Below are 15,356 nucleotides of genomic sequence, written 5' to 3' on the forward strand. Positions count from 1 at the left end.
CTCAAGCAGCGCCGGCCAGTTTGGCGGCCTCGGCAAGATCGACCTGCACGAGGCGCGATACGCCAGGTTCGCGCATGGTAACGCCGCACAACTGACTGGCCGCTTCCATCGTGGCCTTGTTGTGGCTGACGAAGATGAACTGCACTTTCTCGCTCATCTCGCGCACCATGTTGGAGAAGCGGCCCACGTTCGCTTCATCGAGCGGCGCATCCACTTCGTCCAACAGGCAGAACGGCGCCGGATTCAGGGCAAAGATGGCGAATACCAGCGATACCGCGGTAAGCGCCTTCTCGCCACCTGACAGCAAGGTGATGTTGGACACGCGCTTGCCCGGTGGGCGCGCCATGATGGATACGCCGGTGCTAAGCAGATCGTCGCCGGTCAGTTCCAGATAGGCATGGCCACCGCCGAACAGGCGCGGGAACAATTCCTGCACACCGGCGTTGACGCGGTCGAAGGTTTCCTTGAAACGCTGGCGGGTTTCGCGGTCGATCTTCTTGATCGCGTTTTCCAGCGTTTCCATCGCGCTGGTAAGGTCGGCGAGCTGGTTGTCCAGATAGGTCTTGCGCTCGCTCTGCTCGGCATGTTCCTGGATCGCGGCGAGATTCACCGGTTCCAGGCGCGCGATCTTCTGCCCGAGATCCGCCAGCTGCTGGCGCCACTGCGTGGCGTCGACATCCTCGGCCAGTTCGGACAGCAAGGTTTCCAGATCCAGGCCGGAGGCGGCGATAGCTTCGGCCAGCTGATCGGCACGCATCTGCAAGGCTTGCGCCGCGAGCTTTTGCTCGGACACTTTCTCGCGCAGCCCCGACAGCTCCTGCTCCAGGTTATGCCGCTGCTGTTCCAGCTTGCGGAACTCGATATCGCAATCTTCCAGCGCTCGGCGTGCCTCGACCAATTGGCGGTCCACCAGCAAGCGCTGGTCGAGATAGGTCTGGCGTTCGGCTTCCAGTTCCGCAATCGGGTCGGAACCGGCTTCCAGTTGTTCGGCAATTTCCGTGCGGCGCGCATCGATCACGCGGATCTGGCTATCCATGCGCGCCAGCGCCTGCTCCAGCGAAGTCAGCGAAGAACGCTTCGATTCCAGGCTCAGCGCCAGCGCATGCGCCTGGTCCGCCGCCTCGCGTGCGTTCATGCGCGCTTCTTCGCGCGCTTCGAGCAGCGCGCGCCGTTCGTTCTCCAGTTCGCGGCGCTGGTCTTCCAGGTCGCCCATGTTGTTGACCGACTCATCCAGGCGCGCACGCGCCTCGCGAATCTGCACCTGCAGCTCGTCGGTCTGTTCGACCAGCACGGAAATTTCGCCGGCCACTTTTTCGGCGCGGGCGCGGGCGGTTTCCACCTTGCCGCGATGGCTTTGCAGCTGGCCGGCCAGCTCGGATTGGCGGCGATGCGCGTTGTACAGCTCACGCTGAGCATCGTCGCGTGCACGCTCGGCTTCGAACTTGCTGGTGCGCAGGGTATCGAGTCGTTCGGTCGCTTCTTCGATCTGCGCTTCCAGCGCTTCCGTCTGCTCGGTCAGCACACGGATTTCGCGTTCGCGCGCCAGCACGCCGACCTGATTGCCTTGCGCGCGGCGCACGCGCGCCCAACCCGGGCCGAGCCACTCGCCGGCACGCGTGATCACCGATTGATACGGCGCCAGCGCTGAGAGGCCGGAGACGCGTTGATGCGCTTCGTCGATCGTTTCGGCAACCAGCACATGGCCCAGCATGGTGATCGCCGCAGCCGGACCGCGCACATGCGCCGCCAGCGTGCCGCCGGTCGCCGCACCGCCTTCGCTGGTGTCCAGCAAGGCTACGTCGGCATCTTTCAGCCCGGTGAATTCCCGCGCCACATCGTGCGCGCCATCGACCAGCACACTGTCGATAAAGCCCGACAGCACGGTTTCGACCGCGGTTTCCCAGCCGGCTTCCACCTGCAGCACTTCGCCCAGGCGGCGCTTCTTGTCCAAGCCGAACTGCGCCAGCCAGGTGCTGGCGGCACTCTCTTCCTGGCCGAGCGCGGCATTCTGCAAAGCCTCCAGCGAAGCCAGCCGGCCGCGCGCGGTTTGCAGCTGCTGGCGTGCTTCGTTGAGCACGCCTTGCACCTGGCGTTCTTCATCCAGCACTTTTTCGTAGCTGAGCTTGTGCTGGTCGAGCAGACCGCCCAGCGATTCGACGCGCTCGCGCTGGGTGTCGTGTTCGTTGTGCAGTTGTTCGGCCGCGGCATCGAGCGCGACGACGTCGGTGGCCTTCTGCTCGGTTTCCAGCGTTTCCTTGCGCTTACTCAAATCCATCGACTGGCGATCGAGATAGGCCAGCTTGGTGCGTTCTACTTCGGCCGCGCGGCTCGCTTCGCCGGCGGTGCGCGTGTAGGCATCCCAGCGCTGCTGCCAGTCGGCCAGCTTGGTCTCGGTGTCGCGCTGCGTATCGGCGGTTTCGTCCTGCATCTGCTGCAGGGCTTCCAGCTTCGGCTCGCCTTCGGACAAGGCCAGGCGCAGGCTTTCGACTTGGTCGCGGTCGGTGGCGATATGCGCAGCCAACTCGCCGTGTTCGCGCTCGGTATCCGCCTGCGCGCGCTGCAGGCGTTCGGCGGTTTCGCGGTTGTAGCGTACCTGCTGCTCGACGCGTGCGATCTCGGCGCCGACTTTGTAGACCTCGGCCTGCACCGTATTCAGGTGCTCGCTGGATTCGGCGTGGCGTTCGCGCGCACTTTCGATCTGCGCTTCGATCTGGCGCTGCGCGGCGAGGCGCTTTTCGATTTCGATTTCGGCGGCCGAAAGCCCCTGGCCCTGGCCGTCGTGCTGGCTCTTCAGCCCGCGATATTCCAGAGCGCGCAGCTCGGCTTCCTTGCGGGTCTGCTCTTCCTTGTAGGCCTTCCAGCGCTCGGCGGCGCGCGCCTGGCGATTGAGATGCTCGAGCTGCTTGTCGACTTCATCGCGCACATCGCGTACGCGGTCGAGGTTTTCGCGCGTCGCCTTGATGCGGCTCTCGGTTTCCTTGCGGCGCTCTTTGTACTTGGAGATGCCGGCGGCTTCTTCCAGATGCGTACGCAGTTCTTCGGGATGCGCCTCGATGATCTGGCTGATCATGCCCTGCTCGATAATCGAGTAGCTGCGCGGCCCCAGGCCCGTGCCCAGGAACAGATCGGTGATGTCGCGACGACGGCAGCGCGCACCGTTGAGGAAATACGCCGACTGCCCGTCACGCGTGACCTGGCGCTTCACCGAGATTTCGGCGTACTGGGCGTATTCGCCCTGAATGGTGCCGTCGGAGTTGTCGAAGATCAGCTCGACCGTGGCCTGCCCCACCGGCTTGCGCGCATTGGAACCGGAGAAGATCACGTCGGTGATCGAATCGCCGCGCAAACGGCTGGCCGCGCTCTCGCCCATCACCCAGCGAATGGCATCGATGATGTTGGATTTGCCGCAGCCGTTCGGCCCCACCACACCGGTCATATTGGTGGGCAGATGCAGGGTGGTCGGATCGACGAAGGATTTGAACCCGGCGAGTTTGATCGTGGTTAGGCGCATGCAGATCAGCAGCTCAGAAAGGGATGGCCCGCGATGGCAGGCGACGGGTCACTGTGCCAAACGTAGGACAGCGCCGCAATGCATGGACGGCATTGACCGGCGTGGCGAACGTGGCTCAAGTGATTGATTTGGCTCAACCCGGCGCCTTGGCGTCGATGGAAAGGGCGTGGATGCCGTTATCCATCAGCTCGCCCAGGGCGGCGTAGACCAGCCGGTGCCGCTTGATCGGCAGGGCGCCGGCAAATTCGGCGCTGACGATGCGCACGTGGAAATGGCCCTTGCCCTCGTTGGCGTGGCCGGCGTGCTTGTAGCCTTCGTCGAGCACCTCGAGTTCGACCGGATGCAGGGCCTCGGCGAGGCGCTTGCGGATCTCCTCGACCATCGCTGCCGTCATGCCGGCAGCACCTTGCGGAACGGCTTCACGCTGACGTTGGCGTAGACATCGGCCTCCACGTAGGGATCGGCCTTGGCCCACTGCTCGGCCTCGGCCAGCGACGCGAACTGGGCCACGATCAGGCTGCCGGTGAAGCCGGCCGGGCCGGGCTGCTCGGCATCGATGGCCGGGAAAGGGCCGGCCAGCAACAACCGGCCCTGCCCTTGCAGGGCTTCCAGCCGGGCCAGGTGCGCGCCACGCGCCGCCATGCGGCGATCGAGCGAATCGGGTTGATCGGTGCCAATGATGGCGTACCACATCGTCATGTCGTGCTCCCGGATGGCAATCGGCGATTTTAGCCGACTGCGCCGCTACGCAGGCGATGATCTTGAATCGCCATCGCACAGGCCCATGTCGCCGGAACACAACATGATGCAAGGGGAACGCTGCCATGTGGTCGATGTTCGTGAACGGATTGTCGGGGCTGCTGACGCAACTGGCGCAGTGGCTGGACGGTAGTTACGGCCTGGCTATCCTGATCATGGCGATGGTGGTGCGGCTGCTGTTGCTGCCCATCACCTTGCATGCCGCGGAGCAGGCCTGGCATCGCCAGAACGCCTTGCAGAAGCTCAAACCCGAGCTTGAACGCCTGCGCGAGCGCCACGCCAAGGATCCCGCGGCTTATGCCAGCGCGCTGCAGGGCGTCTACAAGCAGCATGGCATTGGCGGCGGTCTGGGCAGCGGCATGCTTGCGGCGATCGTGCAGGCACCGCTTGGAGCCGGCATCTATGCGGCGGTCCGCCAGGGCGTAAGCGGCGCCGGCAGCTTTCTGTGGATCGGCAAGCTGGCCCGTCCCGATCTGTGGCTGGCCCTGCTCGCCACCCTGCTGACCTGTGTGGCGATGTGGCTGCAGCCGTCGATGTCGGAGCAGGCGCGGACCCTGCTGCACTGGCTGCCGGTGGCACTGGTGTTCCTGGTGACCTGGCATCTGAGTGCCGGCCTCGGTCTTTACTGGGCCGGCGCCGGAACCGTCGGCGTACTGCAATCGGCCCTGCTGCGCCGGCGCATTGCCCGCAGCCGCCGCCATCCCGCCCCGCCCCGGCGATAAGCCCTCCTCTCCCGCCTGATACCTGTCAGAAGCGATGCCTGACAGCCGCCGCTGCCGGCCCATGACACCGGCGGCGCAGGCTATTGCAGGGCCGGAAACCGCGTCCGAATGCGGTTCCTGGCTTCCGGCCGGCATCTAGGCCATCAGTCATAGCCACTTCATTGTTGACAGTTTCCGGCATGGTGTTATAGTTCACTACAACACCGGTCCACGACATCACTAAGGAGAGCCGTCATGAAAGCACCGAACCCGATCGCCATCACCGCCGCGGTTCTGTTTACCGCAGTCAGCCTGGTCGCCCTGAGCCCGAACACCCCCCGGGCACCCGCCGCCGAGATCAATGGCCTGAAGGTCATCGAGCTGGCGCCGGTCCAGGTGCGCCCCACCGCGGAAGACGAACGCGCCGCCGCCCTGCTCACCACCGCCAGCCTGACCCTGGTCAACGCGCCGGTCGCACAGACCACCGAAAGCGCCGCCAGCCTGCTCAGTGCACAACTGGCCATGCCCTACTATTCGTTTGGCTCCACCAAGATCGCCGGCATCAGCAAGGAATAAATCCATGTCCATCACCTGGAACGACAGCGTCCCGATCTATCGCCAGCTCCGCGAACGCGTAGTGGCGATGATCCTGGACGGCGCCTTGAACGAGGGCGACCCGCTGCCGTCAGTGCGCCAGGTAGCGGCGGATTTCCAAATCAATCCGCTCACCGTGTCCAAGGCGTACCAGGAACTGGTCGACGATCAACTTGTGGAAAAAAGGAGGGGGCTGGGCATGTTTGTCACCGATGGAGCACGCGAGGCGCTGCTCAAGTCAGAACGCGAGCGGTTCCTGCGCGAGGAATGGCCGGCGCTGTATGCCCGCCTGCAGCGCCTGGGCCTGGATCTGAAAACACTGCTGCGCGAAGCGCCGCAGGATTCGGAGAACCACTCATGAATGCCGTCGTCACCGCCAGCGGCCTGAGCAAGCACTACAACAATACGCTTGCGCTGGATAACGTCAGCTTCACCATCCAGCCCGGCCGCATCGTCGGACTGATCGGCCCGAACGGTGCCGGCAAGACCACGGTGCTGAAGGCCATCCTGGGGCTGACCGATTTCCAGGGCCAGTTGAACGTACTTGGCCTGGATCCGCGCACCCAGCGCGACAAGCTGATGGAACAGATGTGCTTTATCGCCGACGTCGCCGTGCTGCCGCGCTGGCTGCGGGTACGCGAAGCGGTCGACTTCGTCGCCAACGTGCATCCGCGCTTCAACCGCGCCAAGTGCGAGGCGTTCCTGGCCCGCACCAAGCTCACGCCCGACCAGCGCGTGCGGCAGATGTCCAAGGGCATGATCGTGCAGTTGCACCTGGCGCTGGTGATGGCCATCGACGCCCGCGTGCTGGTGCTGGACGAACCCACGCTGGGCCTGGACATCCTCTACCGCAAGCAGTTCTACCAGAGCCTGCTGGAAGAGTATTTCGACGACAACAAGACGATCATCGTCACCACGCACCAGGTGGAAGAGATCGAGCACATCCTCACTGACCTGATGTTCATCCGCGATGGCAAGATCGTGCTGGATACCGACATGGAAGCGGTCGGCGAACGCTTCGCCGAAGTGATGGTGAGCGCCGACATGGCCGCCACGGCGCGCCAACTCAATCCATTGGACGAACGCCAGGTGTTCGGCAAGAGCATCTTTCTGTTCGACGGCGTCGATCACGCTCGGCTGCAGGCGCTCGGCGAAATACGCCGCCCGTCGGTCAGCGATCTGTTCGTCGCCACCATGAAGGGGACCTACGCATGAAAACCGTGTACTGGTTGATCAAGCGCGAATTCTGGGAGCACCGCGGCGGCTTTTTCTGGGCACCGGTGATTACCAGCGGCGTATTTTTGCTGCTTAACCTGATGGGCATCGTGGTGGCGGAAGTCACCGGGGCGCGCAACAACTTTTTCGGCGCCTTCGGCTCCAGCGACAGCATGAAGCTGAGCGATATGGTCCACTCGCTCGATGCGCACCAGATGGATTTGGTTGGCCAGGGACTGGATGTCGCCATGATGTCGGCCAGTTTCCTGATCAGCGTGGTGTTCTGCTTCGTAGTGTTTTTCTACTGCCTGGGCGCGCTGTATGACGACCGCCGCGACCGCAGCATTCTGTTCTGGAAGTCGCTGCCGATTTCGAACACGCAGACGGTGCTGTCCAAAGTCATCGCCGCGTCGGTAGCCGCACCGTTCATCGCCATCGTATGCGGCGTGCTCACGGGTTTTGCGATGCTGCTGCTGTTCGCCATCACGCTGTCCTTGCATGGTGTTGGCGTGTGGTCGCTGCTGACCCTGGCGCATCCGTTCCACGTGATCGGCTTCATGCTCGGCTCGCTGCCGGTGTATATGTTGTGGTCGCTGCCCACGGTTGGCTGGCTGATGCTGTGCTCGTCCTGGGCCAGGAGCAAGCCGTTCCTGTGGGCGGTGGTGATCCCGGTGGCGGTAGGTGTGGTGCTGGGCTGGTTCCATCTGCTGGGCGTGCTCGAGCTGAGGGCCGACTGGTATTGGCGCGAAGTACTGGTCCGCGTGCTGTTCAGTGTCTTCCCCGGCGGCTGGCTGCAGAACGCAGAGCTGGTGCATATCGACCACGATCCGCACGCAGTCATCGATTTCCTCAGCCTGTCCAACTCCTACAGCGTGCTGGCCAAGCCCAATATCTGGATCGGCGCCGCCGTCGGCGTGGCCATGCTGGCCGGGGCGACCTGGTTCCGCCGCTGGCGCGACGACAGCTGACGCGACACACTCGCCGCCTGGCACACATGATCGGATAGGGGAATACATCATGAAGTACTGCCGCACTGCCCTGCTGTTTGCACTTTGCGTTGCCGCCAGCGGCTGCAACGTTCCGCAGACCACCATGGCCAATGGCGCTGTTACATACGGCAACGACCTGGTCAGCCTGCATATAAAGGACGCGCCCGACGCGGTGATCAATGCCTCGGGCGACCTGCAGGTCGGCGACAAGGTGGTCAGCGTCGACGCTGCGCAACGGGGCCTGCTGATGCTGTATTACCAGAACGTGCACGACGTCAATCACACCGGCCGCGAGATGGGCAAGATCGGCGCCAAGATGGGTGGCAGGGCGTTGAAGGACAAGATGCAGGGCAAGTCGGAAGCCGAGCAGGACAAAGACGCCCAGGCCGGCAGCGATCAGATCAAGACGCTGGCGCAGAAAATGTGCCAGGACGAAGCGAACATCAAGGCGGTGCAGGATCAGCTCGGTGCGCAGCTGGCCGACTTCAAGCCTTACGCCGGCATCTTCGACCAGCATGAAGTAAAGAGCTGCGCCGACGACGACAAGGATTAACCCGCTCTTTCAGGGATAAGCAGAGAGTCTCGCCATGAATCATGCACGCCTGTTCGGAACTTTAGCCTTATGCGGCCTGCTTGCGGCCTGCAATCACGACAGCGGCCATTCGATCGATTTCGGTGCTGGCATCCACCTTTTCCACGGCAGCATCCGCACCGGTGATGGCCAGATCACGCTGCGCGCATCCCACGCGCCAGATGCCATCATCGATGCCGATGGCGATCTGCGGATCGACCAGCAGGCGGTAACGGTCGACCCGGCGGTGCGTGAATTGCTGAAGTCGTATTACCAGCACGCGATGACGGTAGAAACCGACGGCATCGACACCGGCAAGGCCGGCGCCGCCGTCGGCAAGCAAGCGCTGCAAAGCGTGGTCAGCAGCTTGTCCGGCGGCAATTCAGGGCAAATCAAACAGCAGGTCGAAGCCAAGGCCCAGCAGGTGAAACTGGCCGCGCTGAAACTCTGCAACGATCTGGGCGGCATCCAGAGCGCCCAGGATCAGCTGGTCACGCAACTTCCGGCCTTCCAGCCCTATGGACATATCGTCAGCAACGACGACGTCAACGACTGCAAGAACGGCATCCACGTTAACTAAGTGGGGCGTTTGAACGCTTCGACATGGTCGCTGCTGCTGCGTTATCCGTCACCCCCAAAACCGTCATCCCGGCGAAGGCCGGGACCCAGCTCACCACATAAAGCCACTAGGTCCCGGCCTTCGCCGGGATGACGGTTTTAGGCTTGCAGCGGGATGATGGCGAGGTTAGCTGCGGTTGGTGTCGGTAGTGCAGCAACGCCTCAACCGCCGCCACCGCCGCCATGAATCCCACCCTTGGTCAGCGCGCGCGGATCAAGCAGCTTCTTCAGCGCGTCCTTCGATAAACCCGACTGCTCCAGGGCCACATCCATGATCGGGCGCTGTTCCTTGTAAGCCTGCTTGGCGATCTTCGCGCCCTTCTCGTAGCCGATCACCGGATTCAGGGCGGTAACCAAGATCGGATTCATCGCCAGCGCCTGGTCCACCCGCGCGGTGTTGACGCGGAAGCCGGCAATTGCCTTGTCGGCCAGCAGGCGCGACACATTGGCCAAAATATGGATCGACTGCAGCAGGTTGTAGGCAATCAGCGGCAGCATCACATTGAGTTGGAAATTGCCCGACTGTCCCGCCACGGTAATCGCCGCATCGTTGCCGATCACCTGCGCCGCCACCATCGCCGTGGCTTCGGGAATCACCGGATTGACCTTGCCGGGCATGATCGACGAGCCCGGCTGCAGTGCCGGCAATTCGATTTCGCCGATGCCGGCCAGCGGACCGGAGTTCATCCAGCGCAGGTCGTTGGCGATCTTCATCAAGCCCACCGCCAGCGCCTTGAGCTGGCCGGAAAGTTCGACCGCCGCATCCTGCGCGGCCATGCCTTCGAAATAATTGGCGGCCGAGTCGAAGCGCACACCGGTAAGCTTTTTCAACTCGCGCGCCACGCTGGCGCCGAACTTCGGATCGGCGTTGATACCGGTGCCTACTGCTGTGCCGCCCAGGGGCAACTGGCGCATGCGCCGCAGGCTGTCCTGGATGCGCTCGATCGCCGATTCGATCTGCGCCGACCAGCCGGACAGCTCCTGCCCGAACGTCACCGGCATCGCATCCATCAAGTGCGTGCGCCCGGTCTTGGGCACATTGCGCAGCTCGCGCGCCCGGCGATCGATGCTGCGCTTGAGATGCTTGAGCGCCGGCAGCAGCTGTTCGTGCGCCGTCAAAGTCGCGCTGACGTGGATGGTGGTGGGAATCACGTCATTGGAGCTCTGCCCGTAATTGACGTGATCGTTCGGATGGATCTTGGCGCCCGCCTTGGCGGCGAGGTGCGCAATCACCTCATTGGCATTCATATTGGTGCTGGTCCCCGAGCCGGTCTGGAATACGTCGATCGGGAACTGGGCGTCGAACTCTCCCTCGGCCACCGCGAGCGCGGCCTTGCGGATCGCGCTCGCCTGGGTCTTTTTCAAATGCCCAAGGGCAAGGTTGGCGTCGGCGGCGGCAGCCTTGATCAGGCCCAGCGCACGGATGAAGGCGCGCGGCAAATGCAGGCCAGAGATGGGAAAATTATCGATCGCGCGCTGGGTCTGCGCGCCATAGAGGGCATCGGCGGGCACCTTCAATTCGCCCATGCTGTCGTGCTCGATCCGGAAACCGCTGCTCATGGCTGTGCCTCGTGCTGGGGAAAACGCGTGGGAATGTCAGCTCAGATGCGGAGCCGGCGCGTACATCACAAGGCCGCTCTGCCGGCCGACTATAGGCCCGCCGACGCAAACCGCGCAGCAATGTAAAATGCCGGGTTCTGATCCCCCGGAAGCTGCCCGATGTCCACCCACGCCCTTACCGCCCTGTCCCCGCTGGACGGCCGATACGCCAGCAAGACCGAGGCGCTGCGCCCCATCTTCAGCGAGTTCGGCCTGATGCACCGGCGCGTGCACGTGGAAATCGAATGGCTGCTGGCCCTGGCCGCCGAGGCCGGCATCGCCGAGCTGCCGCCCTTCACACCGGCGCAGATCGCCACGCTGAAGGCGATCGCCTCCGATTTCAGCGTCGAGGACGGCACCCGCATCAAGGCCATCGAGGCCACCACCAATCACGATGTGAAAGCGGTGGAATATTTCATCAAGGAACGCATCGGCAACGATGAAACGCTGGCCCAGGCCAAGGAGTTCGTGCATTTCGCCTGCACCAGCGAAGACATCAACAACCTCTCCTATGCGCTGATGCTGCGCGATGCGCGCGCCGATGTGCTGCTGCCGTGGCTGGACAAGATCGGCGGCACGCTGCGGCAGCTGGCGCATGCCAATGCCGAACTGCCGATGCTGTCGCGCACGCACGGCCAGACCGCCTCGCCCAGCACGCTGGGCAAGGAACTGGCCAATGTGATCGCGCGCCTGGAACGCCAGCGCAAGCAGCTGGCCGCGCTGGAAGTGCCGGGCAAGATCAATGGCGCGGTCGGCAATTACAACGCGCATGCGATCGCCTATCCGGAAGTGGACTGGCGCGCGTTTTCGCAGCGCTTCGTCACCAGCCTGGGCCTGGACTACAACCCGTACACCACCCAGATCGAGCCGCATGACGGGGGCGCGGAATATTGCGATGCCATCCGCCGCGCCAACACCATCCTGATCGATCTGGCGCGCGACGTGTGGGGTTACATCTCGCTGGGCTACTTCAAGCAGGCCTTGAAGGCGGGCGAAGTGGGTTCCTCCACCATGCCGCACAAGGTGAATCCGATCGACTTCGAAAACGCCGAAGGCAATTTCGGCCTTGCCAATGCCCTGCTCGGCCATTTCGCCGAGAAGCTGCCGATCAGTCGCTGGCAGCGCGATCTCACCGATTCCACCGTGCTGCGTGCGCTGGGCACCGCCTTCGGTCACACGCTGGTGGCGCTGGAATCGCTACAGAAGGGTTTGGGCAAGCTCAATGTGAATGCCGATCGCCTCGCCGCCGACCTCGACGCCAGCTGGGAAGTGCTGGCCGAAGCGGTGCAGACGGTGATGCGCCGCTATGGCCTGCCCGAGCCTTACGAGCAGTTGAAGGCGCTGACGCGCGGCCAGGGCATCACACGCGATTCGATGCGGCAGTTCATCGACGGCCTGGCGTTGCCGGCGCAAGCCAAGCAGCGTTTGCTCGAACTCACGCCAGGTACGTATACGGGCCTTGCGGCCGACCTGGCCAAGGCGATCTGATCGGCTGAACCGGACAAAGCAGTGCGGCATTTGTCATGATGCCCACTGCCTCGTTCGAACGAGCCTCATGTCGCCGCTTTCCGAATTTTTCATTTTCACCGGCATCGGTGCGCTGGCCCAGTTGGTGGACGGCGCGCTGGGCATGGCATACGGCGTAACCTCGGCCGGCATGTTGCTGGGCATGGGCATGCCGCCGGCACTGGCCAGCGCCAGCGTGCATTACGCAGAGACCTTCACCTGCGGCGCATCCGGCCTCAGCCATTGGTGGGCCGGCAATGTGCAGAAGCGCCTGTTCTGGGTGCTGGCGATTCCCGGCGTGATCGGCGCGGTGATCGGCGCCACCTTGCTGGCACATCTGCCGCCGGCATGGATCCGCTATTTCCTTACGCCGTACCTGCTGTTCATGGGCCTGTTCCTGCTGTTTCGCAGCACTCGCCGCAAAGAGCGGCGGGAGGATGTGCCGCGCGGCACCGGCGTGCTCGGCTTTATCGCGGGGCTGCTCGACGCGGCCGGCGGCGGCGGCTGGAGCGCGCTCACCGTCACCACCATGGTGGCGCGCGGGCAGGAACCGCGCATGGTGATCGGCAGCGTGCACCTGGCCAAATGCATTGTGAGCCTTGCCGCCAGCATCACCTTTCTGCTCAGCATCGGCGAAAGCAAATTGCATGTGGTACTGGGCCTGATCCTGGGCGGCGTGATCGCGGCGCCGTTCGGCGCATGGCTGGTACGCCGGCTGCCGGCGCGCGTCACCACGCTGATGGCCGGCCTCACCGTGCTGGCGCTGGGCCTGTACAACTTCTACCGGCTGCTACGCTGAGCCGGTGCGGGCAGGTCTCAGCGCGTCAGATCGCAGATCCAGTTCACTTCCCAGTTGCGGCCACCATCGGCGGAAAACGACTGCTCCATATGCGCCGCATGTGGCGAAACGTTCTGCCACATCCAGCGCACCAGCACCACGCGCCCGTTCCAGCTGATGCGGTTGTAGAACTCGCCGCGGTTGCCGTGAAACTCGCCCACCACCGGCGCGGCCGGATCGAGCTCGCCGTTGTCGGCATCGAAACCGTAGATGATCCACTGGTGCGTGTGCGGGTTGTACATGCGCAGGGTCTGTGCGCGCAGATGCTGGGTCTTGTCGGTGCTGGTCACCTCGAACTGCTCGACATTGGCGTTGGTATCGAACAGTTTGTGGTGATTGGAAATACCGTCGTATTCCACCCAGTCGTGCGCGCCGACCAGGCGATCCGGCAGGCGTCGCACATGCGCCTTCCAGTCGCCGATCAGGAAATCGAAATCGTGGGCGCCGTCGCGTTGCGGGCCGGTCATCACGGCATTGGGATCGGCCGTGCTGTCACTGGCCGCCGCGATGCCGGTCAGGCACAGCAGTCCGACGATCAGTGCTACGAGGAACTTCGGTGCAGCGTTTCGCGCAGCCATGCTCTCCTCCCGTGGTCGCCCGGCACAGGGCGTGGCACAGAATCGGTCGCCACCTTCGGCGAGACATGTGCCGGATGGGCTGCATCGATCGGTCCCCGGCGCTTATCGGCGGACGGATTGCCTACAATGCCACCCCATGACTCTCGCCTCCTCCTCCCGCAAGCCGCTGCCGATCGAAGTGCGCGGTACCTCCAGGCTGCCGCTGGGCATGACCGCCGCCCAGTTTCTGCGCGACTACTGGCAGAAGCGCCCGCTGCTGATCCGCAATGCCTTCGCCGATTTTCAATCGCCGGTTGCGCCGGAAGACCTCGCCGGCCTGGCCTGCGAGGAAAACGCGCTGTCGCGCCTGATCCAGCACGATGAAGCGCGCGAACGCTGGCGCGTGAAATCCGGGCCCCTGAGCGAAGGCGATTTCGCCAAGACCGGCGATGCGAACTGGACCCTGCTGGTGCAGGACGTCGACAAGTGGGACATGGATGTCGCCGCCCTGCTCGATCATTTCAGCTTCCTGCCGAGCTGGCGCGTGGACGACGTGATGATCTCCTACGCCGAGCCGGGCGGCGGCGTGGGTGCGCACGTCGATCAATACGATGTGTTCCTGCTGCAAGGCCTCGGCCAGCGCCATTGGGCGATCAGCACCGATCCGCAGGCGCCGAGGGATTTCCGCGACGATGTGGAGCTCAAGCAGCTCAAGCAATTCGAACCCACCCACGAATGGCTGCTGGAACCGGGCGACATGCTGTACCTGCCGCCTGGCGTTCCGCACGATGGCGTGGCGTTCGGCGGTCCCTGCATGACGTACTCGGTCGGCATGCGCGCGCCCTCGCAGGGCGAACTGGTGGGCGATCTGGCCGACTATCTGGCCGAACACTTGTCCGAAGACCAGCGCTACACCGATCCCGACCTGGCGCCTGCCCGGCGCCCGGGCGAAATCGACAAGGCCGCCCTGCAGCGAGCCCGCCAGGCAGTGCCGCTCGCCGCCGGCCTGGACGACGCCAGCCTGGCCGACTGGTTCGGCCGCTTCATCACTCGCTACCGCAGTGCGCAGACGCCGCTGGCTCCGGCCAAGCCGGTCACCGAGGCTGCCCTGCTGAAACAACTGGCCGGCGGCGCCTCCTTGTTGCGCCATCCGTGGTCGCGCCTGGCCTGGACGCAACAGCGCGCGCATTGCACGCTGTTCGCCAATGGCCAGGCCTATCCGGCCACCGCCGAACTGGCCGCCCGGCTATGCGGGCAACGCATTCTCGAGCTGCCCCGGCCGCCAGCCGGCGTCGAACGCGACCTGCTGCTCGCGCTGGTCAACGACGGCCACCTGATTGCGCGCAAATTGCGCGGGCGGCGCGCATGAATGCGGCGGCGCTGCCGGAGACTGGCGCCGTCGCCGTGGACGGCGGCGAGCAAGTGGCATCCGCACGGCTGCAGGTGCTTGCCGCTGTTCGCTACAAACTGGCCATCCACCTACCGGTTCTGACCGCCGATGTGCTGGGCGAGGCCGCCGAGCTCGGCGAGCTGCGCCGCATCGCCACCACCGGGCGCGGGGCGGAAATCCGCCTGCTGCTCGGCGATCCGCTGGCGGCCCTGCGCATGGGCCATCGCCTGATCGACCTGGCGCAGCGCCTGCCCAGCGTGTTCCAGATCCGTGCCCCGGCCGAGGAAGACACCGCCGAATCCATCGACACCAGCGCCTGGCTGCTCAACGACACCCAGGGCTATCTGTTCCTGCCCGACGCCGCACGTCCGCTGGGACGTGCCGCCCTGCACGACGGTCCCGGGCAGGCGCCGCTGTTGCTGCAATTCGAGCAGATTTGGCAGCGTGCCGTGCCGGCGACCCAACTGCAGCCACTGGGCTTGTAAACCCGCCGCTGAACAGCAGCGCC

16 protein-coding genes are annotated in these 15,356 nt (G+C 64.3%); 11 read left to right on the forward strand and 5 right to left on the reverse strand.

The window, feature by feature from the left end:
- Nucleotide 1: 1 nt before the first annotated feature.
- From smc to IGX34_RS12510, 3 genes are all read right to left on the reverse strand, one after another.
- Entirely contained in the window at nucleotides 2–3,511 is a 3,510-nt protein-coding gene (gene smc / locus IGX34_RS12500; RefSeq protein ID WP_192556055.1) for a chromosome segregation protein SMC, read from the reverse strand.
- A 133-nt stretch (nucleotides 3,512–3,644) separates the two neighbouring features.
- Nucleotides 3,645–3,905: a BolA family protein gene (locus IGX34_RS12505; RefSeq protein WP_192556056.1), complete on the reverse strand. Its 261-nt coding sequence runs from the start codon at nucleotides 3,903–3,905 to the stop codon at nucleotides 3,645–3,647.
- A complete protein-coding gene (locus IGX34_RS12510; protein ID WP_192556176.1) occupies nucleotides 3,902–4,204 on the reverse strand; it encodes a YciI family protein in 303 nt (100 codons plus the stop codon). The genes IGX34_RS12505 and IGX34_RS12510 overlap by 4 nt, the downstream gene beginning before the upstream one ends.
- Before the next feature lie 131 nt (nucleotides 4,205–4,335).
- Here IGX34_RS12510 and yidC point away from each other — a divergent pair, with 131 nt between their 5' ends.
- The 7 genes from yidC (at nucleotide 4,336) to IGX34_RS12545 (ending at nucleotide 8,920) form a co-directional block, all read left to right on the forward strand.
- The gene (gene yidC / locus IGX34_RS12515) at nucleotides 4,336–4,992 is read left to right on the forward strand and encodes a membrane protein insertase YidC (protein ID WP_192556057.1); all 657 of its coding nucleotides are present in this window, start codon (nucleotides 4,336–4,338) and stop codon (nucleotides 4,990–4,992) included.
- Nucleotides 4,993–5,226: 234 nt separating this feature from the next.
- Nucleotides 5,227–5,547: a hypothetical protein gene (locus IGX34_RS12520; RefSeq protein ID WP_192556058.1), complete on the forward strand. Its 321-nt coding sequence runs from the start codon at nucleotides 5,227–5,229 to the stop codon at nucleotides 5,545–5,547.
- Between the two features lie 4 nt (nucleotides 5,548–5,551).
- Nucleotides 5,552–5,926 carry a GntR family transcriptional regulator gene (locus IGX34_RS12525; protein ID WP_192556059.1) on the forward strand — a complete coding sequence of 125 codons (375 nt, stop codon included), beginning with the start codon at nucleotides 5,552–5,554 and terminating at the stop codon, nucleotides 5,924–5,926.
- Complete coding sequence (locus IGX34_RS12530; RefSeq protein WP_192556060.1) at nucleotides 5,923–6,780, forward strand: ABC transporter ATP-binding protein; 858 nt, start codon at nucleotides 5,923–5,925, stop codon at nucleotides 6,778–6,780. The genes IGX34_RS12525 and IGX34_RS12530 overlap by 4 nt, the downstream gene beginning before the upstream one ends.
- Nucleotides 6,777–7,748 carry an ABC-2 transporter permease gene (locus IGX34_RS12535; RefSeq protein ID WP_192556061.1) on the forward strand — a complete coding sequence of 324 codons (972 nt, stop codon included), beginning with the start codon at nucleotides 6,777–6,779 and terminating at the stop codon, nucleotides 7,746–7,748. Before IGX34_RS12530 ends, IGX34_RS12535 begins: the two co-directional genes overlap by 4 nt.
- A 49-nt stretch (nucleotides 7,749–7,797) precedes the next feature.
- Nucleotides 7,798–8,322 (forward strand): hypothetical protein, encoded by a 525-nt coding sequence (locus IGX34_RS12540; protein WP_192556062.1) that lies wholly within the window; start codon nucleotides 7,798–7,800, stop codon nucleotides 8,320–8,322.
- A gap of 34 nt (nucleotides 8,323–8,356) precedes the next feature.
- A complete protein-coding gene (locus tag IGX34_RS12545; protein ID WP_192556063.1) occupies nucleotides 8,357–8,920 on the forward strand; it encodes a YggN family protein in 564 nt (187 codons plus the stop codon).
- A 200-nt stretch (nucleotides 8,921–9,120) separates the two neighbouring features.
- On the opposite strand, the gene IGX34_RS12550 is transcribed toward IGX34_RS12545, so the two are convergent.
- On the reverse strand, nucleotides 9,121–10,518 hold the full coding sequence (locus tag IGX34_RS12550; RefSeq protein ID WP_192556064.1) for a class II fumarate hydratase: 1,398 nt from the start codon (nucleotides 10,516–10,518) through the stop codon (nucleotides 9,121–9,123).
- Nucleotides 10,519–10,677: 159 nt separating this feature from the next.
- Here IGX34_RS12550 and purB point away from each other — a divergent pair, with 159 nt between their 5' ends.
- On the forward strand, nucleotides 10,678–12,045 hold the full coding sequence (gene purB / locus IGX34_RS12555) for an adenylosuccinate lyase (protein WP_192556065.1): 1,368 nt from the start codon (nucleotides 10,678–10,680) through the stop codon (nucleotides 12,043–12,045).
- A gap of 67 nt (nucleotides 12,046–12,112) precedes the next feature.
- Complete coding sequence (locus tag IGX34_RS12560; protein WP_192556066.1) at nucleotides 12,113–12,862, forward strand: sulfite exporter TauE/SafE family protein; 750 nt, start codon at nucleotides 12,113–12,115, stop codon at nucleotides 12,860–12,862.
- Nucleotides 12,863–12,879: 17 nt separating this feature from the next.
- Here the strand turns inward: IGX34_RS12560 and IGX34_RS12565 are convergent, their stop codons facing one another.
- Complete coding sequence (locus tag IGX34_RS12565; protein WP_192556067.1) at nucleotides 12,880–13,479, reverse strand: hypothetical protein; 600 nt, start codon at nucleotides 13,477–13,479, stop codon at nucleotides 12,880–12,882.
- Between the two features lie 136 nt (nucleotides 13,480–13,615).
- Between IGX34_RS12565 and IGX34_RS12570 the strand changes: the two genes are divergently transcribed.
- Entirely contained in the window at nucleotides 13,616–14,827 is a 1,212-nt protein-coding gene (locus tag IGX34_RS12570) for a cupin domain-containing protein (protein WP_192556068.1), read from the forward strand.
- Entirely contained in the window at nucleotides 14,824–15,333 is a 510-nt protein-coding gene (locus IGX34_RS12575; RefSeq protein WP_192556069.1) for a DUF7931 domain-containing protein, read from the forward strand. Before IGX34_RS12570 ends, IGX34_RS12575 begins: the two co-directional genes overlap by 4 nt.
- Nucleotides 15,334–15,356: the final 23 nt, after the last annotated feature.

Origin of the sequence: Dyella acidiphila (assembly GCF_014863405.1) — a bacterium.
GTDB lineage: Bacteria > Pseudomonadota > Gammaproteobacteria > Xanthomonadales > Rhodanobacteraceae > Dyella_B > Dyella_B acidiphila.

Bases quoted from the DNA above. Each gene is read 5' to 3' on its own strand.
- smc (WP_192556055.1), bottom strand. From the start codon at position 3,511: ATGCGCCTAACCACGATCAAACTCGCCGGGTTCAAATCCTTCGTCGAT.
- IGX34_RS12505 (WP_192556056.1), bottom strand. From the start codon at position 3,905: ATGACGGCAGCGATGGTCGAGGAGATCCGCAAGCGCCTCGCCGAGGCC.
- IGX34_RS12510 (WP_192556176.1), bottom strand. From the start codon at position 4,204: ATGTGGTACGCCATCATTGGCACCGATCAACCCGATTCGCTCGATCGC.
- yidC (WP_192556057.1), top strand. From the start codon at position 4,336: ATGTGGTCGATGTTCGTGAACGGATTGTCGGGGCTGCTGACGCAACTG.
- IGX34_RS12520 (WP_192556058.1), top strand. From the start codon at position 5,227: ATGAAAGCACCGAACCCGATCGCCATCACCGCCGCGGTTCTGTTTACC.
- IGX34_RS12525 (WP_192556059.1), top strand. From the start codon at position 5,552: ATGTCCATCACCTGGAACGACAGCGTCCCGATCTATCGCCAGCTCCGC.
- IGX34_RS12530 (WP_192556060.1), top strand. From the start codon at position 5,923: ATGAATGCCGTCGTCACCGCCAGCGGCCTGAGCAAGCACTACAACAAT.
- IGX34_RS12535 (WP_192556061.1), top strand. From the start codon at position 6,777: ATGAAAACCGTGTACTGGTTGATCAAGCGCGAATTCTGGGAGCACCGC.
- IGX34_RS12540 (WP_192556062.1), top strand. From the start codon at position 7,798: ATGAAGTACTGCCGCACTGCCCTGCTGTTTGCACTTTGCGTTGCCGCC.
- IGX34_RS12545 (WP_192556063.1), top strand. From the start codon at position 8,357: ATGAATCATGCACGCCTGTTCGGAACTTTAGCCTTATGCGGCCTGCTT.
- IGX34_RS12550 (WP_192556064.1), bottom strand. From the start codon at position 10,518: ATGAGCAGCGGTTTCCGGATCGAGCACGACAGCATGGGCGAATTGAAG.
- purB (WP_192556065.1), top strand. From the start codon at position 10,678: ATGTCCACCCACGCCCTTACCGCCCTGTCCCCGCTGGACGGCCGATAC.
- IGX34_RS12560 (WP_192556066.1), top strand. From the start codon at position 12,113: ATGTCGCCGCTTTCCGAATTTTTCATTTTCACCGGCATCGGTGCGCTG.
- IGX34_RS12565 (WP_192556067.1), bottom strand. From the start codon at position 13,479: ATGGCTGCGCGAAACGCTGCACCGAAGTTCCTCGTAGCACTGATCGTC.
- IGX34_RS12570 (WP_192556068.1), top strand. From the start codon at position 13,616: ATGACTCTCGCCTCCTCCTCCCGCAAGCCGCTGCCGATCGAAGTGCGC.
- IGX34_RS12575 (WP_192556069.1), top strand. From the start codon at position 14,824: ATGAATGCGGCGGCGCTGCCGGAGACTGGCGCCGTCGCCGTGGACGGC.